Source organism: Burkholderia sp. 10_S31 (genome assembly GCF_056930375.1).
The window spans coordinates 678,295-701,220 of sequence record NZ_JBXOWK010000002.1 but is presented as its reverse complement, the minus strand read 5'-3'; the positions used below and the strand labels follow the sequence as shown (position 1 = coordinate 701,220).

Annotated in this window: 8 protein-coding genes and 1 pseudogene; 2 read left to right on the top strand and 7 right to left on the bottom strand. The window is 60.3% G+C overall.

The genetic code is table 11. The features are described 5' to 3' along the window. Window positions 1–187: 187 nt before the first annotated feature. Window positions 188–1,264, bottom strand: coding sequence for a helix-turn-helix domain-containing protein (locus AC1Z3W_RS17785; RefSeq protein ID WP_483508128.1), 1,077 nt, complete (start codon window positions 1,262–1,264; stop codon window positions 188–190). A 759-nt stretch (window positions 1,265–2,023) separates the two neighbouring features. On the opposite strand from AC1Z3W_RS17785, the gene AC1Z3W_RS17780 reads away from it, so the two are divergent. Next, window positions 2,024–2,920, top strand: a complete 897-nt coding sequence (locus tag AC1Z3W_RS17780) for a GlxA family transcriptional regulator (protein ID WP_311771998.1) — start codon at window positions 2,024–2,026, stop codon at window positions 2,918–2,920. Here AC1Z3W_RS17780 and AC1Z3W_RS17775 read toward each other — a convergent pair. Next, entirely contained in the window at window positions 2,913–4,832 is a 1,920-nt protein-coding gene (locus AC1Z3W_RS17775) for a sensor histidine kinase (protein ID WP_483508127.1), read from the bottom strand. The genes AC1Z3W_RS17780 and AC1Z3W_RS17775 overlap by 8 nt on opposite strands. A gap of 627 nt (window positions 4,833–5,459) precedes the next feature. Continuing rightward, window positions 5,460–6,191: pseudogene (locus AC1Z3W_RS17770) on the bottom strand (HipA domain-containing protein); the annotation flags it as partial. Between the two features lie 595 nt (window positions 6,192–6,786). On the opposite strand from AC1Z3W_RS17770, the gene rpoD reads away from it, so the two are divergent. Further along, window positions 6,787–8,820, top strand: coding sequence for an RNA polymerase sigma factor RpoD (rpoD, locus tag AC1Z3W_RS17765; protein ID WP_242431850.1), 2,034 nt, complete (start codon window positions 6,787–6,789; stop codon window positions 8,818–8,820). Window positions 8,821–9,202: 382 nt separating this feature from the next. Here rpoD and AC1Z3W_RS17760 read toward each other — a convergent pair whose 3' ends face one another. The 4 genes from AC1Z3W_RS17760 to AC1Z3W_RS17745 form a co-directional block, all read right to left on the bottom strand. Further along, window positions 9,203–10,573: an MFS transporter gene (locus tag AC1Z3W_RS17760; protein ID WP_483508126.1), complete on the bottom strand. Its 1,371-nt coding sequence runs from the start codon at window positions 10,571–10,573 to the stop codon at window positions 9,203–9,205. Between the two features lie 660 nt (window positions 10,574–11,233). Then, on the bottom strand, window positions 11,234–11,548 hold the full coding sequence (locus tag AC1Z3W_RS17755; RefSeq protein ID WP_057926895.1) for a hypothetical protein: 315 nt from the start codon (window positions 11,546–11,548) through the stop codon (window positions 11,234–11,236). Window positions 11,549–12,090: 542 nt separating this feature from the next. Then, window positions 12,091–12,330 carry a hypothetical protein gene (locus AC1Z3W_RS17750; RefSeq protein WP_124835554.1) on the bottom strand — a complete coding sequence of 80 codons (240 nt, stop codon included), beginning with the start codon at window positions 12,328–12,330 and terminating at the stop codon, window positions 12,091–12,093. Then, complete coding sequence (locus tag AC1Z3W_RS17745; protein WP_483508125.1) at window positions 12,317–22,738, bottom strand: Tc toxin subunit A-related protein; 10,422 nt, start codon at window positions 22,736–22,738, stop codon at window positions 12,317–12,319. The genes AC1Z3W_RS17750 and AC1Z3W_RS17745 overlap by 14 nt, the downstream gene beginning before the upstream one ends. Between the last annotated feature and the right edge of the window lie 188 nt (window positions 22,739–22,926).

The following is a 22,926-nucleotide window of genomic DNA, read 5'->3' as shown; positions in this document are numbered from 1 at the left end:
GCTTTCATTCGGCATCCCCCGATTCTTCGTTACTTTCGAAGAAAGTATGGCGTCGCTTGGTCATTCAGAAAATCCGTTGCCACCTTGAGGCGTGTTCATGAGTGTGCCGGAACACATGTGTATGACACGGCCCCATGATGTCGAGGCCCCGATCGCAGCCCGCGATCCAACCGGTTCACCACTGCCCCTATGTGAAGCGCTCCCGTTTTGTACTTCCGCGCTGGAGCAACGGTGCGTACTCGTGCAATTCTCGTGGCGCGATGTCGAAAGCGCGACGAAATGCGCGCGTAAAGCTCGACGCATCATTGAAACCCAACCCCGAGGCTACGTCCTGCACCTCCATATGCGGAAAGCGCACCAGCTCATCGGCCGCCATTCTCAGCCTGCGGTTGCGGATATAGGCGGCCAGGCCACCTTCATGCTCAAATATGCGATATACGCTGGCGCGTGAGAGATGGAGCGACGCCAGCACGCTGTCAGGCGATAAATTCGGATCATGCAGATTTGTCTCTACATGCCGCCGTACTTGCCCACAAATAGCAGCGCGTACCGCTGCGCGAGCGTTACCGGCAAGGCCCGCTTGACGGCTGAAAGCTGCAACGATCAGCTCTACAGCGGTGAGAAAGGACTGATGCGCCTCCTTCTTGCTCAGGCCGACGATTTCTCTCCTGAGCGCCACCACATGCTCGATCAGTATGCGCGTGAGAGGGGTGATGGCGTGAATCCAGCGGCCATGCAGGGAGGCTGCATCAGGGAATGACCTTTCCACCAAAGCGCGCGGCACAAATAGGAGAAGTATCCGACCTTGAAAACTCCGGATTGTGCACGGCTGATCCATGTCCAGCGCGAGGATACTTGGAAATTGCGGCACGTCGGACCGTGGTTTGCCGCCCAGGAACTCGGCCGATGGCCCTTCAAGGAATATGCTGAACGTGATGTCGCGAACGCTCTCGGTCGAAACCCGACCCAATGATCGCACGGCCAGGTTCGGCCCCGTGCGAAAGTCGAAGATGCTCAGATTGTCGATTGTGTAACGGGACAGCGATGCATCGAACGTCTCCTCAGCTTGCTTTGACGAAGGCCAAATGTCGTAGACAGGACTCATGCGCTCCTGCCAGGCCAGGAAGCTTCGACGGGCGTCGCCTTGAACGCTGAAATTGCTGTGCGCGATGCCAGGCGCGAGGGTCGGCGGCTCCGGCGGCAACAACAAGCGGCCTAGCGGTATCGCAGTGTGTAGCGGGTCGTCGTTCAATGCAGCGCTCATTGCTGATTTTCATCCGGTTTTGATCCGTCCCGCGCGGCCGAACTTTGTATTGAGCCAATGGCCCGCTCAGAACGCGCTAGTGTGGCATGTCAAGCATACAGTACGTACTTTGCCGTAGCGCACCGAGGACGGCTTCAGCCAACTCGATCGTTTCAGTACCTGGACACTCCACGCGCTCTCGAACAGGTCGACTCGTGACAGCAATCGTTTGCGAATTGCGGTTCCACCTCATGCGCCATGCCGGGCCGAATCGCTCGTTTTGCCGACAATTCGACGAGGCCCTGCTCGGCTGAAAGTGCGGATCGCACTGTGTCTGGCTGACCGCCCATTCCGCCTGGAACGGCACGACTTTCAAGATTTCAATTCAGCGTGCGTATCCGTGCCGATGATCGATGCATTTATGCCGAAGTAAGCCATACATCGATCGGGACGTCTTTATGCACAAATTTTCGAACACGCGTGATGTTCCGCATTTTTGAGACGGAGTGTCAAGCCGCCCCGACCGTCCCTCCTAGAATTCTCGGGGCCGTCCGTACATGGGTGTTTGCCCGTTTCAGGCGGCCACGGGCTGCTCCATTCTGCCACTTGATCGTTGCCGAGGGTCGCCCGGATAGCTTGCGTCAACGGGTCCGAGTTGCAGAACCCGGCGCGGGCCTCTGCCGGTCAACGACATCCTTGGGAATAACCGTGAAATTAGAGCACGCCATACTGCCCTGCTCGCGGAAGCCCGCTGCGCGGGCACCGACGCGAGTTGACATTGTGCTATCCAATGGATTTGCGCTGCACGATGTCGCGGCGATCATCGAGATTTTTCATCAGGCAAGTGCGCTGACTGCATCTTGTCCTTCCGGCGAGGCGCGCTACGAGGTAGCGTTGGTCTCCGCCGCTGGCGGCCGCATTGCCACCTCTTCATTGGTCTTCGTCTGGACGGAAAGGATCGATTCGCGGCGGCGCGTGGACGGCAAGCACATCGTGTTCATCGCCGGCGGAGCAGCCGCACATCTGGCTTGTCGGGACAAGCGGCTGATCGATTGGCTGCGCCTCAACCATCCGTATTGCGAAGGCGTTTATCCGATCGCTGAAGGAAAGCATCTTCTGGATGCGGCGGGTCTTTCGAGCAGATTTCGTGCGGCCAACGAATCTCCAAACATATACGCTACCGGGTCGCCGAGCGACGAGCCTGACGCCGTGCGCATGGCGTTGCGAGTTGTCGAAAACGACTTGGGTGAAGTCCTCCCGAGGCATGTGTCCGGATCTCTGGCGGCACCGGCGCCTACACCGTTCGGTTTGCCCATTGCGGTGAGCATGGCGCCACACGTGAGCGAGCAGATCACGGCATCCGCGCGTTGGCTGGAGGCGAACGTCGACAGGCCTGTCTTGATCGACGACGCGGCACAAGTCGCAGCCATGAGCGAGCGCAATTTCCTGAGAAGGTTCAAGAGCGAGATCGGCATGACGCCATCCGACTATCTGCAGCGCGCGCGCCTGAACATGAGTTGCAAGATGCTGGTGGAGTCGAGTTTGCCTGTCGACAAGGTCGCGCGTCGCTGTGGCATCGACAGTGGCGCGCAACTGGCGAGGCTGTTCCGGAAATACCTGTCGACAACGCCGACCGAATACCGCGCGCGTAACGAAGCGACCACTAGCATCACGTGAGCGACGTTTTTGGCAACGTCAAAATGAATGTACAGCCTTTACCCGGGTGAGTGTGCAACTCGATGCTGCCGCCATATCGCTTGGCAATCGTCTTCACAAAAGCCAGCCCGAGGCCCGCGCCCGGCGGGCAACGAGAAGGCCCGGCCTGAAAGCGTTGAAATGGTTCGAACAGGCGTTGCTGAGCGTCGGCAGAAATGCCGGGGCCGTGGTCGGAAACCGAGATGGCATAGCCGTGTTCAACGCAGGACAGACGTACGGTTACCGTGGCGTTCGTCGGACTGAATTTGATCGCATTGTTGACGAGATTGACAACCGCACGTACCAGCAGGAAGGGTTCCACATGCGCGACGCAGACCTCGTCCCCGATGTCCGCGTCGAGCCGGACGCTTCGCGTCTGGGCCAGTGCCCACAATTCGTCTATCGCATCGAGCACCACGCTGCCGACATCCGTTTCCACCAGGGACCAGGTCGGCGCCTCGGCGCGTGCCAGCAGAACGAAGTCGTCGGCCAACGCCAGCGTTCGGTGCGCATACGTGGCAATACGATCGAGCAGGTTCCGTGTGGCGGTGTGTGGTTCGGCGGTTCGATGAAGCTCGATCAACGCAAGAATCGACGATTGAGGCGAACGCATGTCGTGGGAAACGAAGTGCAGCCATGCCTCTCGGCGACGCTCCGCCACACGAATCTCCGTTACGTCGAGCACGAACCCGATGGTTCGTTTGGTGATTCCCTTTTCATTCTGCGGATAGACCGTGGACTGAATCCACCGGATTTCACCATTGGGCTGAACGATGCGATACTCGAACCGATAGTCTTTGCCGGATGAAATGAACTCTTTCGCGGTCTGTGTGACTTGAACGACCTTGTCGACGTCGTCCTGGTGAATAAAGGGGCGAAACTGGTCAATCGAGGTAATCGGATTGTCCGGAGCACGCCCCATGATTCGATACCAGTTCTCGTCGCATTGCAGTGTGTCCGACGCGATGTCGTAGTCCCAGATTCCCAGTCCTCCGACACGAGTCGCGATGGCGAGCCTCTCCTCGTTACGCCGAAGTAGATCGAGCGCGAGGCGCTCGCGCGTGACGTCTCTCGAAACACATAGAATGGCGGTTGTCTTTCCGTCGGCGTCCAATATTGGCGTCAGCATATTGTCCCAATATTGAATGTCGCGTCCCGGGAGCTCGCTTCGCCCGGAAAATCTGCCGAATACGCCGCTCCTGGCGGAATCCAGCGCGATATTTCCCTCGTGCCAGACGTCTTCGGGTAACAACGGCAGCCACGGCATACCGAATCCAGAGTCTTCATCGACGCCTAATGCCAGGCATCCGGAGCGATTCATATGCAGCAAATTTCCTGTTGGCGAAATCAGTTTGATGCAATCTATGCTGACATTAAGCATGTCTGATTGTATCGATGCGCGATTCTTCAGTTCGCCTTCCTTGACCTTCAGGTCATGGATGTTCGTACACGTGCAAAGCCACCCGGCGCCAACACGATGAAGATTGACGATGAACCATTGGTTGATGCCGCGGGAACCCACCAGTCGACACTCCAGCGCTGTATGGTCCGAGTCCGGGTGTGCCGCCCGAAGTGTCGATAGAGCAGTGTATCGGTGCTCTGCGTGGATCAACTCTACCCATTGGACTCGATGCATGGTTCCGACCGGGTGATCCGCGTACGCAAGCCATGCGTCGTTGATGCTCACGACTTCCCCGTTCCCGTCGAAATAGCATGCGGGCGTCTGAAGAGCATCAATCAGGCTGATGATCTCAAGCCCGTCCGGGCTAGTGGGGCGGTTTTTGTCTGATGAAACAACCGAAGCTCCCGTTTTCGAACCGCCAGGAGCCGCAAGATCCGGGTCGACTGTATTGCATGCGCGGCCTTTTTCATTTTTAAAGCGAAATCCATTCATTTCAATTACATCCCATGCGCCGTCGACAGGCTTCGAGAATGTCAGATATAAAGCAAGGCATCAATGCATGGAATGCACTATGGACTGCATAGTAATAATGCATATTGTATTTTTCATGTCGGTGCCGGGTGAGGATGCGGAGATCGTGATGCTGGGGAGATTGAGTTATAAAGTTCGCATAATGGCGATTCGGGGCGTGTAATTAACTGTGGATGATATTGAATACGATGTGCGGGCGAACATCTACAAGAATGCTCGCCTCACTGTCGAGCGTCGACTGGAGAGGGTCCGGGAGATCGGGGCATTCGGTTCGGGTGTGCCACGGGTGGGGGATCTCGGGATGACGGCACTGACCGTTCGGCATCGTTCTCTCAGGTGCGCTCGACCAGGATTCGGCCGGAGGGTATCGGAGCGACGACAAGCGCGTTACGCTACCGCACGTGCCGAAGGGCACGGAATGTGGGCTGTCGTCCCCTGAAATGCCACGTGCCGATGCGTTTCGCGATGTTCGGCGACGGTCTCGTCGGAAACAGCTAGAGCAGAAAAATTTCAATTCATTGGGATTCCGTGTATATCAGAGTGAATCGCAACACAGTATTGCGAATCTAAAACAAAATAAATCAAACATTATTGCATCATCGGAAAATCCCCCGCACTGATGCACCGTGGAATGCGCCGTACCTCGCCCGCATCCTTCTCGAGGCGCGCGCTGACCGGCATTGCCGCGATCGAATTCAGCCGCCGCATCTCCCCGGCGTCCGGGGGCGCGATTGTCCTCACTTCATCGAGCGTCTGCGCGACGTGGCGATCGAGCAGCTCGAGAAAGCGCTGCAGCTTGCTCGCGGCCGCCTTTTCCCTGAGTCCGAGCGCCTGGCCGAACGCGACCAGCGCAGCCACATCGATATCGACAAACCGCGTCGCGGTGCCGAGCGGCATCGTCAGTTCGCAGTGCGGCCAGTGATCGCCGCGATGGTCGGGCCGGTGCGTTGGCGTGTGATACACAACCGTGCTGACGATGTCGTAGAACGGCGCGAGCCGGTAGCCGCGCGCGTCGACGAAGAACGACAGGTTCTTCAGGTGCGCGTCGGCGTTGCCGACCACCACGTTGAACACGGTCCAGCGGAACACCGACAAGCGCGCCAGCGCGCGCGTACTGGTGCGCTCGATCGCGCGGGCGAGCTCCTGCGCGTTCGCCCGCTGGTACTTGAAGCCGCGGTCGTAGTTGAGCAGCTGCATCGCGTCGATCGTATGCACGCGCCCGGCCGGCGTCGACGCGACGTCGCGGTCGAGCCGGTCGATCACGTAGCATGCCGACGGCGCGCGCAGGAAATGCACGTCGGGCACGTCGAGCGCCATCTTCTCGCGAGTTTCATGGGGTAATCGTCCGAATCGTGCGAACGCTGGCGGTGACAGCCCCCAGCGCCACACCCGAAAGGCTCCGCAACGGTACATCGTTCGACGCACAACGGGAATCGTGCAACTCATTGATAGATAAGAGTCTTCTCGGCCAAAGCGCTATTTTTTGCACGATTCGGACGATTACGCCCTTCGGGAGTCGTTCTTTGCGCTCAAGCGCAATGCGACCCCCGGGGTGGGCGGCATGACGGGCGGTACTACGAGGCAGGGTCGGGCCCATGCTGCCCGCCATCCGCGGACAAATGGCGTGCTTGCCGCTCTCCGCGATACACCTCCTGCGAGGCAATCAGCAAACTCTTGATTTATATGTGCATTGTTATGGAGCCGACTGCTACCCCCCATGTCGCAGCTAGCGCGGGCTACACCGGTAAAGTCTATGGAAATCCAAGGAACCCCGTGTTGTGCTGCACAAGATATTCCGGTATCATTCACGCCCCCACAAGCTGCGCATACGGATTTCGCGCGAGGCGTCCCGGCCTCGACTACCTGTGCGTACACGATTCCGTTCGCATCCCGGCAGGCAACCCATTCTGGCGTCATGCTCGCGACGATCGTCGGCTCATCTGTCGAGGAGCATGTATTGGCAATTCCTGATCGGAACGATTCCACATCCCCTGAAATCACAGCTACGGCAAAAGCCGGCCGCCGTGTGTCGAAGGGAAAGGCCCAGGCCCAGGCCCTGACACCGACGGACACCGCGTCCCTGGCACGCCAGAATGAGGAGCGCCAGCACCAGATGCGCGCGTTGATCGCGCTCGGTCGCGAGCGCGGCTATCTCACCCACGCGGACATCAACGATCACCTGCCCGACAACTTTGCCCAAACGGCGGCGATGGACACCATCGTCAGCACGTTCAGCGACATGGGCGTTGCCGTGTACGAACAAGCGCCGGATGCCGAAGCGCTGCTGCTCACCGACGCTGCGCCGGCCGTGGCATCCGACGATCAGGCGGACGAGGAGGCGGAAGCTGCGTTATCGACCGTCGATTCCGAATTCGGCCGCACCACGGATCCGGTTCGGATGTACATGCGTGAGATGGGGGCCAGCGAACTGCTGACCCGCGCCGGTGAAATCGAGGTCGCGAAACGGATCGAAGATGGTCTGCAGGACATGATTCAAGCGATTGCCGCGTGTCCGTCGATCGTGTCCACGATTCTTGCCGATGTCGACCGCATCGTTGCCGGCGAACTGCGCATCGACGAACTGGTCGATGGCATCAGTGTCGACGCCGATGAAAGCGAAATGACGCCGGAGTCCCAGGAAGAGGAGGTGGAAGCACTCGCCGCCGACGATGATTCGGACGAAGACGACGTCGAAACGGACGCCGGGGATTCGGAGAAGGTGAACGCGGCACGCCTCGAAGAACTCACGAACGACAGTCTCGTGATTTTCGCGCGAGTGCGTGCACTGTTCGAACAGTTGCCGGATGTGTCTGTCACTGGCGATGCCCGTTCCGCAGCGGCTGTGCAAGTGCGCACGGCGATCCAGCGTGAACTCGCGCCGATCCGCTTTACGGCCAAGACCATCGACCGCCTGTGCGCCATCGTGCATGGGCAAGTGACTGAGGTTCGCGCGATCGAGCGCAGCATCCTGTCGATTGCTGTCGACCGTTGCGGCATGCCGCGCGACGCGTTTGTCGAATCGTTCCCGGGCCACGAGACCGATCTTGAATGGACGAACCGCACGGCGGCGACCTCGCAGCAGTTTGGCGCGGCGCTCGAGCGACATCAGCCGGCGATTCAGGCGGCGCAGCAGAAACTCGTCGACATCGAATCGCGAGTCTCGTTGCCGCTCCAGCAGCTCAAGCAGATCAACCGCAAGATGAGTGCCGCGGAACTGAAGATGCGGCAGGCCAAGCGCGAGATGATCGAGGCGAACCTTCGTCTTGTCATTTCAATCGCCAAGAAATACGTGAACCGCGGCATGCAGTTCCTGGATTTGATCCAGGAGGGCAATATCGGCCTGATGAAGGCCGTGGACAAGTTCGAATACCGGCGCGGCTGGAAGTTCTCGACCTACGCGACCTGGTGGGTCCGGCAGGCTGTCACGCGTGCGCTCGCCGACCAAGCGCGGACCATTCGCGTGCCGGTCCACATGATCGAGACGATCAACAAGCTGAACCGGATATCGCGCGAAATCTTGCAACAGACAGGGCAGGAAGCGCATCCCGCAGTGCTGGCAAAGCGCATGGAGATGTCCGAGGAGAAGGTGCTCGGTATCCTCAAGATCGCCAAGCAACCTGTCTCGCTCGAAACTCCGGTGGGTGACGATGCCGATGCAACGCTCGGCGACATGATCGAGGATGTCTCGGCGAGTTCACCGGCTGAGGCGGCGATTCACGCGAACATGCGCGCGGCGATCGACGAGGCACTCAACGGGTTGTCGCCGCGCGAGGCCAAGGTTTTGCGGATGCGATTCGGGCTCGACACCAACTCCGATCACACGCTTGAAGAGGTCGGCAAGCAGTTCGACGTGACTCGCGAGCGGATCCGTCAGATCGAGAGCAAGGCGATGCGCAAGCTGATGCATCCCAGCCGTGCGGACAAGCTCAGGCCCTTTCTTGAGCGCTGAGGCAAGCCGGGCGTGGTAACCCTTCGACGCCCGGCTCCAGACTTGCAGCGATCACACGTCGGCCTGATCGTTGTCCTGTCACAAGCGGCTGTCTGGTTTTCAACCGTTCTCCCGCACACAACTGGAATCGACATCGGCGGCCCGATGGCCGCGGCAATTTCGCCGCCCGCGGCCATCGACCGTATCTCGGAGCCGGTGCCGTGCGCGGCCCGGATCGTATTGAGCGTCGATTCGCTGACCCGCTAGCGCGGGCCGTAGACGGCCACGCATGATGGTCCGCCAAAGGAGCCCCGATGCTCCCGCAAGCAACGTCCGTCTTGCGCCCGGGACGTTATGGGATCGCGGCTGCGGTCGTCATCGCCTGCCTGAGCTGGCGAATTCGTCAAGTCACCGGCGGCGCGTGCCCATGATCCCCCAAACCCCGAGCGTCGTCGTATTCCCGCGAAATATCCTTGTTCGTATAGTCCCCGAGCTTCGATGCGGCGACCACGCTCAGCACCGCACACACCAGCACGTACGCCGCGATCGCATACCCCGAGTGGTAGTAGGCGAAGAGTGCCGTTGCGATCAGCGGCGCCGGGCCACCGGCAATGACCGAAGCGAGCTGATAACCCATCGACGCGCCGCTATACCGCAACCGCCCTGTGAATGACTCGGCAATCAATGCAGCCTGCGGTCCATACATCATCGAATGCGGGACCAGCGACAACACGATGGCCGCGAAGATCCATACCGGATTCCGGCTATCGACCATCGCGAAGTACACGAATCCGAACACGCCGGCGGCAGCCGCACCGATCATGTACATCTTCCGCCGCCCGATCAGATCCGACACGTGCCCGAATAGCGGAATGGTGAAGAACTCGACCACCGATGCGAACAGCACCGCCGCCAGTAGCAGTTCGCGCGTGACGCCCAGCGCCGTGATCCCGTAAGTGAACACGAACGCCGTATAGATATAGAACGGCGCCTGTTCGGCCATCCGCGCAAACGCCGACAGCACGATATCCTTCGGCTGCTTGCGCAGCACCTCGAGCATCGGCGTCTTCTCGATCCGACGCTCGGCCAGCAGCTTCGCGAAGATCGGCGTCTCGAGAATATTCAGGCGGATATAGAGTCCGATCGCAACCAGCACGATGCTGAGGAAAAACGGCACGCGCCAGCCCCACGCGAGGAAAGCGCTGCCGGAAAACCAGCTCATGGCGAGCACGGCAAGGTTGGCGAGGAACAATCCCGCAGGCACGCCGAACTGCGGCCACGACGCGACGAAACCGCGATGCGTATTGGTGCGCGCCCACTCCATCGACATCAGGACCGAGCCGCCCCATTCGCCACCCACGCCGACGCCCTGGATGAAGCGCAGTACCGTGAGGATAACGGCGCCCCAGATGCCGATCGCGGCGTAGGTCGGAACGAAGGCCACGGCGAACGTGGCGAGCCCCATCAGCAACAGGGTCACGATCAGTGTGGCCTTGCGTCCGATGCGGTCGCCGTAATGGCCGAAGATCGCCGCGCCGACCGGCCGTGCGACAAAGCCGACGGCATAGATCAGGAACGCTTGCAGCGTGCCGACGAGTGGGTGGGATTGCGGGAAATACAGCTTTGCGAAGACCAGGCCGGTGACCGTGCTGTAGAGGAAGAAGTCATACCATTCGATCGTGGTGCCAATCGTGCTGGCGATGACGGCGCGGTGCAACTGGCGCCGGGCTTCCTCGTCGGAGAGGGGCGTGGCCGCGGATTGCATGGCAGCCATTTTGATATCTCCCGGAAAAGGGCGATAGAGAAATCAACCTTACGCCCCGCGACAGGTTCCGGCAAGCGCGAGCTGCGAATGGCTTCCACGGCGTCCGGGTCTTTCAGTCAGCGATCCTTATGTATCATAATATGATATTTGATTGCTATTCGCCGCGGAAGCGATGAGGTTGGCGTGATGTTCGAACCGAACCACGCATATGGCGAACTGGACTATCGCGGAACGTCCGATGACCGCACCTGACGCCGTTCCGGCTCGCACTGTGCGCCCGTCAGTGCACGAGGTCGGACTCGCCAATCTGCATGCGCAACACGACGTGCGATCTGCTCGCTACGCCGATTGCAGCTTCCACGACCTTCGGACGATCCAGCTCCCGCATGCTCATGATGATCGTTCCAGGATGGCCCATGGTGCGCTCAGGCGGCCCAAGTCGCCGCCAGCATGCGCTCAAACCATAGGACTACGGCATAATTTCAACTTTGCTCTTGCAACGAAAAAGCGATCATCGGCAGGATGTAATCTTTCTTGTCACAATGGTGTGACTGCGATACCAAGCTCAGATCGGCAGATTGCGTTATCGCGTTGAGCAGTTGAGCAGTGCAGTCGACCGGCGTCCGCCTCGTGCAGGTGAGGGTGGCTACCTTACGTTCCGACCACCTTTTACGCGTCTTTCAGCCAGGGCATTTCCACGGGTGACACGACCAGTTGCCGGAATTCGCGTTTCAGATCGAAGATGAATCCGACCAGAATCATCGACTCGGCGTAAGGAATCGGAAAGACATGCGGATTTTCCGGAGTGCGCAGGGGACGCTCGGGCGTGTCCGCTGCCGCCGCGGCGTTCTCGCGAACGCTTTCCAGTTCGTCGGCCATGGCCGGGTCACCGACTTTCAGCACGCGGCTACGCAGGTCGCTAAAGGGCTCGATGCGCGCAGCGTCTTCGTGATATTCGGGCACTTCATAAACGAACCAGGACATTTTTGTCTCCCATGAGAAGGGGCGCTATTCTAACGCTGCTACGGAACGTGAGTTGGAATAGGCACTGACTTCGCTCAATGCAGATCAGGCGATAAGTAGAGAACCCCGAATTGTTCCGCCAACTGCGCGAGCCGCCGATCGCGCGTCCAAAGCCAGGCTCGAGCGGCTTTCCCGCACACCAAGGCAGCTGCGGGGTGTCGTCAAGCTTGCCGCGCGACCACGGTAATTGTGCAACGGGCTGCTGCACAAATTCCGGCCGCGGAAAGCGGTTGCACCCAACGGCAAATTATCTCGACGCAGCCGGAAACCGGCATGCGCGGCTGCCGCGAAGCTAATTGCGACACCGACCCCATTTGATTGTTCATGATAATTATGTGAAATTAAGTCATGAATCTTTGTCCAATCGGGCTGGCCACAGCCGATCGAAAACTTCATCGGTACGCGCGATACAACGCGAATGGGTAAGGCGACAGCTCACAGGCCGATCGGACGCTCGGTTGTTTCGACCGATTGCGGCGTACAGGAGCGGTATGACGCGAGTCTCACGCCGGCCGCTCGAGCACGGCCACGAACCCGGTTCCCTGCGCAAACAATACTTGCTTCAGCGTCAAATCTGGATGTTCGTCAATCAACTGATTGACCCGGTCCTCAAGCGCCACCAACGTCGCGCCCGTGACAAATTGGTACTTCCCTTTCTTCTGGCGGTCCGTTTCGGCGGCGTCGTGGGCGGGGTGCTCTACCTTCCCCTCTCGGATTTTCACAGTCGGCTTACGCGCAGTCATGGCAGCCTCCCTCATGAACGTCGAAAGACGAACTCGGCCGCACGGTCTCGCAACAACGTTCGATGACTTCGTAACGGCACAGCACGAAAACCCGCTCCAGCCCGCAAATTCGATCGGCAAAGTTTAACGTCATCGTATGGCCCGGATTGCGGTTGTCCAGCGGAGCGATACGAATCTCCCCGCTGCCGTGGTACAGCCCCGGCCAATCGACGCTGCTCTTGCATTCGATTTCGAGCTCGTCCGGCGAACATTCGCTGTCTGGGTGGTCGACGGTCACTTCGACGAGGTGGCTGCCGCGCTTCACCTCATGCGCGCAGGGGCACTCGTTGATGCACGGACATTCCTGCTCGCAGCAATGACTGCTGTCGAAGAGCAAGGCGACCTTGGTGACTTTGATCGACGGATCGCCTGGCAGATACGGAAACAGCCTCCTCGAGATAGGCAGCGTCATGACGCCTCCCGGATGCTCCTCGGCAACTCTGCTCCTCCGCACGCCGTCCTGCATCGCGCTGCGCGAGCGACGCAACTGCTCCCACACATCGGGAAAGTCGCGATGCACGTCCAGATAGATCCATCCATTGCCGGGCAGCCTCTCCCGCATGGCCGCGCGAGCCGCATCGCGCAATGCCGTGCCGCCCTCGCGTGACGTATAGTTCAGGTGCAGTATCGTGTCGGCTACCGTATCGAGATCGAAGTAGTTGCTTTCTTGCGGCAGTTCGATGCGCCAGCAGCTGACGGCGCCGGCATATTCGAATGGCAAATGCCGATCGTCATGGAAATTCAATTCGAACAACCCCGCATCGTTGCGGCCACTCGACGTCGCAATCGCCTCGCGCGCACCATACAGCTTCGCGCCACGTGGATCGCAGCATCCCGCCTCGTAATGCTCGTGCAACGGATGACGGCAACCGCAGGCGCCCTTCGGCTTGTCATTACAGCAATGCGTCACGGGGCAGGGTAGACACGGGTCGATACGCGTCCAGCTATGCAGGAGCGTCAGCTTGCAATGCACGCCCGTATAGGGTCCGGTTACACACGGTATCGTCACGCTGACACTTTTGAGGCGCCGCATATACTGCCCCGGATAGTCCATGTCGAACATCCACTCGGGTATTTCGATTTCGCAGGAGCCGGTCAGTCTGAGTTGCAAGAGCTGCAATGGAAAATGCAACGCGAGCGACACGTGCTTGGTGAGCTCGTACTCGCGCTGATGGCATTGCAGATATTCCTTTTCCATCCGGTCGAGCGCGAGTTGCAGTTTGTCTCCCGCGAGCAAGCCTTCGTGCAGGCCGTTCCAGCTTTCGCACGGTAGGTAATTGCGGTCGGTAAAACCGAGCTCGAAATTGAACGCCCGCTGTGCCTGCCGCACGACATGCTGCGCCAGCTCATACATTTGCCAGTACATGGCCATGCCTTCCTTCTGCAGGTATAGCCATAGCTCGTGACTCGTAAATTTGTCGCGCAAGAGGTTCAGTCTTTCGCGCGATTGCTCGAGCGACTGCTGGTGTAGATTCAATTCGAGCAAGGTTTCGTGGGCCTTTCTCTCCGCGGCGAGGATCTGGATTTCCATCTGTTCGATTTCCAGATCGAGGACCTCGACCTGATGCACCCACTCGTCAAGCCTGCGCTGCCAGCCTGCTTGCGTCAGATCGAGCTGCGCATTGAGGCCGGCGATCTCGCCGATCTCGTATGTAATGCGAGCGATCGTCTTGAACATGCCGGCGAGCTTGGTGCCGAGCGGAAGCCAGGTTTCTTCGCATGGGAAGCCGACGAAAAGGTCTGGAATCAGCTCCATTGCCTCCGCCACGGCCTCGATTTCGGTTGCCGTGCTGCGCAGCCCGATCTCGTTGTTCATATTGTCCTGATAGTCGAGCTCCCCATTGATCAAGCCGACATCGATCAGTCGCTTGGTGTACCGGCGGTTCGTCTCCTGCACTTCCTTGCCCTTGCGCAGCGCCTGCACCTGCCAGTCCGCCTCGCGCCATTGCTGCTGCCGGATATCGACCGTCATATCGGCCAGCTCTGTCTCGTGCCGCGCGTGCATCTGCGCTAAATACTCGCCGTCGCCGCGTTCGAATGCGCCCAGGAGTGCCGTGCCCATTTCGCGCAGACGACCCACGCATTCTCGCGCTTTCTGCATCAACACGACGAAGCGATACTGCGTGAGCGGGTGACACCAGGCGCCGTCCTCGCAACAAACGGGTTCGTCGCACGGCCGGTGGGGAGCCGGATCGCAGCAGCATGGATCCTGTCCCCCGTACGGCGAACCGCACATGCCCGCCACATCCGGGTTGTGCAGCCGCTTGTCGCTCAGGCAACGATGCACGAGCGAAAGACCGTCCCGCACATGGCAATACAACTGCATCAGCCGCGGATTGAGCGGCGGGTTCAATGGCACGAACGTCGCCACGGTCCCCTTGTTTGGCCTTGACGGATTGCGCACGGTCGGTGGACAGGGGCCGAGAATGGCCGAAGCGGTGTCGAGAATCAGCCTGGCCTCTTGCGCCGACTCACGCAAATTCTTCCGCAGCAGCGCGCGCGCCCATTCGACGAGCGTTTCCGCATAAGCGAGCACGATCGCACGATCGCGCGCCGTCTGTGCCGAGATCTTCGTGCTGTCGCAGCACATGTCGAGTGGCGCACGTCCATGGCCGGGCACATCCACGCTGTCGGTCGAGGGCAAATGCGTCGCCGGCGGCTGCTCCGCCACCGCAACGTCGGCCGATCGCTCGGCCACGTCTACCGTTCCGAGGGTGCCGTCGCCCAGCCGGCTGTCCGTGCCGCAATGCACCCACATATTGTCGGATTGCAGCGGATTACGCACGAACTCGTACCACTTCAGTGCCGGTTCGAAATGACAACGGCAGCGCAGCACATCGGCAATTGCAATCGACGGGCTGAACATCGATTCGATGAAAAGCCGCTCGCCGGGCTCGACGAAAACAAAATAGGGATAGGCGGGCAATCCCGCGGGGTAGGGACTCGCGACGGGCGTCGGATCCTGCACGAGCGGCAGCGCCACGCACTTATCCACGGCCATGTCATAGCGGAAGCCCGGGGCGTCCGTGCCGTTGTAGCCGAGGGGCGTGGGCGCAATGCCTCCGGTTACAGCGAAAGTCAGCGAGTCGTCCAGCCTCCCGACATAGGTCAGGTCAGGCGTCGCGCCGGTAGACAGCTTGACCAGTTCACTGGAATGACGCGGCTGCTTGAATTCGCCGTTATGCACTCGGCACCACGCAAGCCGCACGGCCGATTCCGGTTTCCAGTCGAGAAGCGTCGGGATCTGCTGCGGGTCGTGCCAGTAATGGGAGATTTGTTCCGATGGGTCGTAATACTCGTCTTGGAACGGCTCCTCGAATGTCTGCGCCGGCACGAGCCAGAAATAGTATTCGTCGACGAGTGGCGGATGCACGCACCCACATTCGGTGCAGCAACCTGGTTCGGAATGAAAGTCGCTCGGAACGAACGCCGCCGCGGCGGGCGGCACGCCACCTGCGGCAACGCGGATGAAGCGCACGCCAAGACGGATGGCCGCCTCGATCCAGAACGGCAGCTTGTCGGACGCGGCTGCCGGCGATGCGCTCGAGGCCGACGTCGCGACGACAACGCCTGCGGCACTTGTGTCTGCGACGCGAGCGATGGTGGGCGATGGTGGATTGTTCGGGCCTTGGGGTGTCCCTTGAGGCGCACCAGAGTCAGGCGCGAGCCACGAGGGCCGGGCATCACGCTCGGGTGTCCCCAGCACGCCGAGCCCTTCCCTCGGCGGCGTCAGCAAGCGCAGTGCGGAAGGCGTGCACTGTTGCAGCAGCTCGACCGCCGGATGCGATGGCGGCAGCGACGCCGCCCAGTATTCGAGGCCGCCGGGCGCGGCCAACGTCAGCGTCGAGCGGCGCAATTGATCTTCGAGAAACTGGAACGCTTCGATTCTGCGCGCTTTTCTCAGCTCGTCCCACGCGATCCAATTCTCTCGGTAGAGCGTCCGGCAGCGGCAACGCTCCCAGACCTTATAGCTGGCAAAAATGTCCTTCCACAGGCTCACGAACGACGGTCCGATCGCCCAGTCCTCCAACCCCAGCCGTGCGCGCTGCACGAACGTCTGCACCGCCGTGATACCTTCTTCGATACGGCTGGCCCTTTCGCAGAAGCCGGCTTCGACGTCAATGAGGAGTAGGGCGCTCAACGCTTCAGGTGACTTCGCGTGACCACCCCACGGCAGCGGCACCCGATTCATTCCGCACAAATACGCGAGCAAATGCGCTCGTGCATGCTCGCGCAGGCAATCGTTGATCTTTCGCAGATCGTCGTAGCGGCGCAGATCGGGCTCGTCGGGCTCGATCATCGCATTTTCGAAAAGACGCACCAAATTGACATTGCCCGTTTGCGCTTCGCCAGGCACCAGAGCGCCAGGGTCGTCCGATGCCCATAAGTCCGGCCGCGCGAGACGAATGTCATTCGGCGGGCAACGTTCGACAAGTTCGTCGATCCAGTGGTTGGCATGCCAGACCCTGACAGCCCATCGATCGTCCTTCAGGTCGTTGCTGACGATCGTGTAGACGGGTGTCGTCTGCGTCGAGAAATACGACAGCACGCAGGGTGCGTGATCCAGGTCGACGTCGAGATGGCGCAGCAGTTGAGCGGGGTTGTCGGGCTGTTTCTCAGCCGCTTCTTCGAACAACAGCCAGACGGGTCTTGCACGCGCCCACGTCTTCTTTCCGCTCTCGTCTGCCCGTTCGTCCGTGGTCCAACACATTCGCGAGTAATCAAACATCCGCTCCCACCAATCGAACAGCGCCTGCTTGCGCTGGCTGCTCGGAAGGGTGCGTTGATCCTGGCTCGCCGCCGGTGGATGATAGTAGTCGAGGAGCGGCAGCAGGTTCATGTCGAAATTGGCGGCATGCCTGACAAAACCCGGATTGCGGTAATAGCTGACGCCTGCGAACAAGTCCGCATGCGCGAACATATAGCCTAGCTCGGACTGCCCGAACGGCTTCGTTGGATGGCCCGTGAGCGCGAAACGATGCGCGAACAGCAGCGCCTTGAACGCGCGTTGGTAAGTACGGCGTATGTCGCGCAGCGTGCTCGTGTATCTCAGGTACAAGTACTCGGCAACGCTGCTGCCTTTCGGAAAGCTCATTTTGCCGATGAGCTGCTCGTCCTTGCTCGCGCAAAACAGCTTGTCGAGCGGCAGCACCACGAGCTGCCCATGCGTATCGGCGCCCGAATACTTGACTTCGAACCCGGTATGCAACGGATGCACATCGTCTTCGCCAGAAAACTGCGGTTCGTTCTGGAAAAATTCGACTTCGATGTTGTATGCGCCCGACTTCAAATGCAGTGACGAATTGCTGTCGCCGGGTTCGTCGTTCCAATGATGTGACAGTACCGCCCACGTCTTCTGCCCGCGGCTCAAGGTGACTCGCCAGTGGCGTTCCGGAATGCATTCACGCTCGTCTTCGCCGTTCTCCTTGCCCGCGTTCCCGCGCGGTACGTCAGCGTCGAACTGGTAGCGGCCTTCCTCGTCGACCATCAGAACGCCATGCCACTTGATATGAAAGCCGGCAGCACCGCCAAGCTCGGTGCCGCGGCGGTTCTGAATCGCGAAACCGTTACGCACGCCGAAGAGCTTCAGTTGCTCGGGAGAAAGGTTCAAATCGAGAGCCGGCAGAATCGTAGGCAATGGCGTGTTCTTTTCGTTCTTCCCCGTATCGAACGCCCGTATGTTCGCACGGAGCTCGCGCCAGACGAGCTCACCGCCTTTGGTGTGAAACTCGCCCATCAATCCTGTGCCGACGAGTCCCAGCAGCGCCGCAAACGCCCCGCCAGACGGCAACGGCTTCCACATGACGTCGGGTATTGCGCCCGAATCGTTTTCCCACGAAGTCAAACCGCGGTTCTCGTCGCCGAAGAGGTGCCGCAGAATCAGCCATGCCGTTTGCGTTTCGTGCGGCGACGGCGCGTCAGTGCAGCCGCATGGCGAAGCGCTCGCGACAGCACCAACATGGCCGACCAAATGCGCGGCAATCACATGGCAGCGCTTGACCATCAGCGCAAACCGCTCGCGAAACCAGTGCCAGCGTCTTTCTTCGTCATGCTCGGCAATCAAATGTTTTTCCGCCGCCGCGAAGTCGGGGAACAACATGGCAAACGGCGCGAGGTCGACGCGCGGCATCGCATACAGGTTCTGCACCGCGTGTTGCTCGTCCGGCGTCAGGTCACGGACGTGCACGAGTTTTTCGATCACGGCGTGATCGGTCAGCGGAAGCTGCGTATAGAGCTCGTTGGTCGCCGCGTCGAATCTGAATGGACCTTCCGCCGGCGTATTCCACATATCGGGCGACGTCGTCGTCAACGGTGTGCGGTATTGCCGATTCGTCGCCCCAACGGTAACACCGGCGTGCTCGAGCGTGCGGGGAAAGAAGTGCTTGCCGAGCGACGTCAAGTAATCGGCGCCGCCCGGCGGCACGACATAACCGAACTCCATCTTCAACGCGCTTTCGATCCGGTGCCACGTCCAGTCGTGAATCTCGCTTTCGTCGACGGCGACTGCCAGCAGCTTCTTGCGCAGCGCATCCAGACTGTGACCCTGCGCACGCTCTTCGTTACGCTCGTGGTTCTGTCGTGGCTCTTCCTCGGGCAGATCGAAAGGATAGTCGAGCGATTCGTTGGCATCCTGCAGCGGGAACGGATCGTCGCCGTCAAGATGCGGCTCTACCGAAAACAAGTACAGCAGTTCGCCGATGCCGAAACGCGAGGCGGTGATTTTCGCGAGAACTTCGGCAAACCGCAATGTATGGGTCGGGGCGGCATGCCAAGTGTCCTTCGCGGCGGTCGTCGAGAATCCGGCCAGTTCCGACAGCGGATCGAGGTTTTCGACCAGCAGCTTGATGAAATGGGGCGGCCGTTTCGGGCAATGATCGATGCGTGTCTGGGCATAGCGCATGACTCGATCGACAAGCTGGCGCATGGCCCAATTCCACTTCGCTGCCGGGGAGGGCGCCTTCCATAGCGCGAGCAGATGCGTCCTGTCCGCGCCATGTGCACCTTTCGTTGCCGTGCCATCGGTCAGACGCAAGCCGAACTGGTCGCGCAGAATCTGGAACGATACCAGTTGACGGATGAAATCAGGGTTGATGCTGCCGCCGATGAAAAGCTGAAGCACCTCGCAGATATCGCAAAGCTGAGTGAACGTGTAGCGCGCTCCGCATACGGCCCCAAGCTTGCGCCACAGTCGCAGGTATACCGCGAGAAACCTCAACGCATCGAGAGGATTATTCGGGTTCTGGAAAGCGATCCGGTAATGCTCGGGGCAGCAAGGCTCGCAATCGGGTAGCAATCCTGACGTATCGCCCGCGCCCGTCGCATCCGTGCCGGCAGACGCGTTGGTATTGCGCGGCCCTTGCTGCTGCACAACGGCGAACCGGAAGCAGTTCGACTTTTGCAGCTCGACGAGTTCGCAATAAGTGAGGCCAGTGCGCTTCAGAAATTCAGGCAACCGCAGTACGATGTCGACCCAATTAACCCCCCCGGGGTTCGCTACGGGGAAGCCGTACAGCTCGTATAGCACCAGTTGGCCTGGCGCCGGTACGAGCGCAATGTCTTGGGTGAACAGAAGCTCATACTCTTCGGGATTGATGCCGAGATACTCGATGCCGATATCGATATTTACCGGGTATCGCCATAAATGGCTTTGAAACGTCGGCGCAACGACTGTCGGGTCGAGCGCGAATTCGGTGATCTCCTTTCTGAAGCCGCGCATCGCCGCAAAACGGCACGATGAAAGCGCATCGAGGTACGCGCGGTTGACATCGAGAGGCTGCGTGTACGGCAGCGCAGGTGACGAAAAATCGGTTTTCAGCGCGTCATATGCCGCTTGGTTTGCAACCGGCGTAGCCGGCGAATTGAACTCGGGCAACGCGCGAAACAAGCTGGCTTGCGGGTGGCATTTGTCCGTATTCTCGATCACGTCGGCACACTCGTCGGCGGAGCACAGCTTATGATCGTTCAGGTGATGTTCGGCCGTGTTGTAAACGCTCCCGGAAGCAGGTGGCGCAACAAGGTTTTCGAGTTGCTCGATGACGATGTCGACGAGCGGCAGCGGCGTCATTGCGTTTGCCGCGCTCACGTCCAGCAAGCCTGGGTCACTGCGGCGAGCGGCAATTGCCTCTTCGAGCGTCGGCCTGCCTTGATCGGGCGGCGCAGCGGGCGTCGCGCAGGTCGAATTCTCCGAAAGCCGCAGCAGTTCATGCAAATACTCGACCGTGCCCGTGGGCGACAGGTAGCACGGCGGCACGCAGTTCTCCAGTCCGCCGGGGTTCACGGGCTGGAATGGGCCGGGTGGCGGCGGCGCGGGAGGATTGACACCGCCTGCCGCGCTCCAGATTGCATTGGCCTGATCGAACGCGACGGTCCCGCGCATCGCATCGGCAAAATCCGTTTGGTCCAGCCGGTTGATGTCCATCGCGCTGGTGAAGCCGCGCGCATACAACGCTTCGGCGATGGAAAACGCCACACTCGGCACGGGCGGCATCACATTCGATGCAACGCCGGCCAGTTGACACAAAGCGTTCAACACCGTGACGCGCTGAACGAGCCACGCCTGCGCCGATGGGTCGCCGGGCAACGTCGTTTGCGCGGCAGCGGTCACGTTCGCATCCACGAGCGCGCCCGCGCCGAAGGAAAAGGTGCCGCCCACCAGCGCCTGATAAGCGCTGACCCAGACGGCGATGACGTCGACCGTGGGCAAATCGAGCACCGGTGCGGCGGGCGCGGCGGCGGACGGCATTGTCGCGATCCCGAAACCGACCGCGAAGAATTTTTGGACGTGGCGAATGAATGCCGCCACGCGCGCTTTAGCCGTTCCCGGCGCAGTGAAGGGCGGCAGCAGCACGATGTTGGGCGGCACGCCAAACAGATTATTCCAATCCGTGACCGACATCAGCGACAGTTGGCTCACGCTCGTCACCGGAATGGCATGAATCGCGGCGATCAACGGCTGGTGGTCGTTCGTCACCGCCGCGAGGTCGAGCGAGAGATAGGCATTCGGCTGCGCGGCGATTTCCGGTGTCCAGAACCCGACGGTATCGTCGCCAGGGTGATAGTCGCGCCAGTTTGCTGCAGACGGATACGCAAGCCAATCATTGATGAGCGGCGTGAGCGTGGCATCGACTTCACAGTGCGGCGCGGTCGCGTCGTATTGCACGCCGGGCACGAGTGCCGCAATCCGCCGAGCCGCCTGTGCCGGATTGACGGCAAGCGAATCGCTGATCGTGCCGGCATCGACTGCCGACGTCAGCGCAGGCAGCGTACGTTCCTCGTTGTCGCGGCATGCGAGTTGATATCGCTGCTTCGCCGACATCTGCATGGGCAGCATGACGCCGAGCGCATAGAAATACTCGGCTGGCACTTTGAATGCGGGCGTCAGGGTACCGCCGCCGCTTTGGACCAGCACGACATCGGCTCTGCTGATCGATGTGGTTGGACTCGGTACACCGGGGTTGACCGGAAAGACCATCAGCGCCATTTCGGCGTCGATGCTCATCTTTTCACAGGCCATCGCGCAACCGAGTGCAAACGTGTAGCGAGCCAGCCGATCGACGTTGGCGTTATGCGTTGCGTAATAGCTGTTCAAGTTGCCTTCGAACTGCTGCCGGTTCTGTTCGAGCTGGTTGCCGATCGTGCCGTCGTTCGGAGGATTTGTATATAACGCGCCTAGATCGTCGAATCCGGTCGTACCACTTGCAGGTGCCGCCGGTAGCGGATCTTGCGGGCCCCAGATGATTTCATTGGCGATATGCGTCGCCTGGGCGGGCGTGATGTCGGTGATTGCGGGCACTGGCCCCTGATCCGCAGCCAACACCGTTTGCACGGCGGTCTTGAGCGATTCGAAATCGGGTGCCTGCCCCTGGCTCAAATCGATTTGGGCGAGACCGGGCGACAGCGGGCGAGGGAGGGACAGATAGATCCCGACCTCGCTGGCCGGGATGGCAGGATACGTTGCCGGCGCAGGCAACGCGCCGACGGTCACGACGTTGACGTCATAGTAGACGAGCCTGCTCGCGATCTTCGTGCCACCGCGGCTGATTTCGAGCCGGACGTCGGGCGTCACGTATTCCTTGTATCCGGCGGGCGGCGTGATCGGGATCACCGCCGTTGCTTCGGATTCGGCGTAAATCGTGAGAGGCAGCGGTGGAATCGGCGGCGTGTAATGCTGGACGATGGTCGTGCCTGGATCGGGGATCGGTGGCGCGGCCGGTGCCACGAATGCGGCATCACCGATATGCTGGCCCACTTTGGGATCGCCGACGCTCAGATCGAAGGCCGAGATTTTCAGGCCGGTCAGAAAATCGCTGAAACGCGTGCCACCGATGGGTGTGTCCGGGTGGAGCCGGATCACGAGTATTTGCGGCATGGTCTATCTCCTCGGCACAAATCGAGCTGTCGCCCGGAGTCTTGTTTCGTCGAAGTCGACGTTGCTCAGCTGTAGCGGCTCACACGCGTTAACCTTCCCGGTGCCGCATCAGGAGGGGTTTCAGAAGTTGATTCAGCAGCGCCAGTCTCGATACGAGCGCCGAGTCGCGAGGGCCGAATGGCCACAGT

Excerpts from the sequence above, each read along its gene's own strand:
- AC1Z3W_RS17755 (WP_057926895.1), bottom strand. The coding sequence starts at position 11,548 with ATGTCCTGGTTCGTTTATGAAGTGCCCGAATATCACGAAGACGCTGCG.
- AC1Z3W_RS17785 (WP_483508128.1), bottom strand. The coding sequence starts at position 1,264 with ATGAGCGCTGCATTGAACGACGACCCGCTACACACTGCGATACCGCTA.
- rpoD (WP_242431850.1), top strand. The coding sequence starts at position 6,787 with ATGCTCGCGACGATCGTCGGCTCATCTGTCGAGGAGCATGTATTGGCA.
- AC1Z3W_RS17745 (WP_483508125.1), bottom strand. The coding sequence starts at position 22,738 with ATGCCGCAAATACTCGTGATCCGGCTCCACCCGGACACACCCATCGGT.
- AC1Z3W_RS17760 (WP_483508126.1), bottom strand. The coding sequence starts at position 10,573 with ATGGCTGCCATGCAATCCGCGGCCACGCCCCTCTCCGACGAGGAAGCC.
- AC1Z3W_RS17775 (WP_483508127.1), bottom strand. The coding sequence starts at position 4,832 with ATGAATGGATTTCGCTTTAAAAATGAAAAAGGCCGCGCATGCAATACA.
- AC1Z3W_RS17750 (WP_124835554.1), bottom strand. The coding sequence starts at position 12,330 with ATGACTGCGCGTAAGCCGACTGTGAAAATCCGAGAGGGGAAGGTAGAG.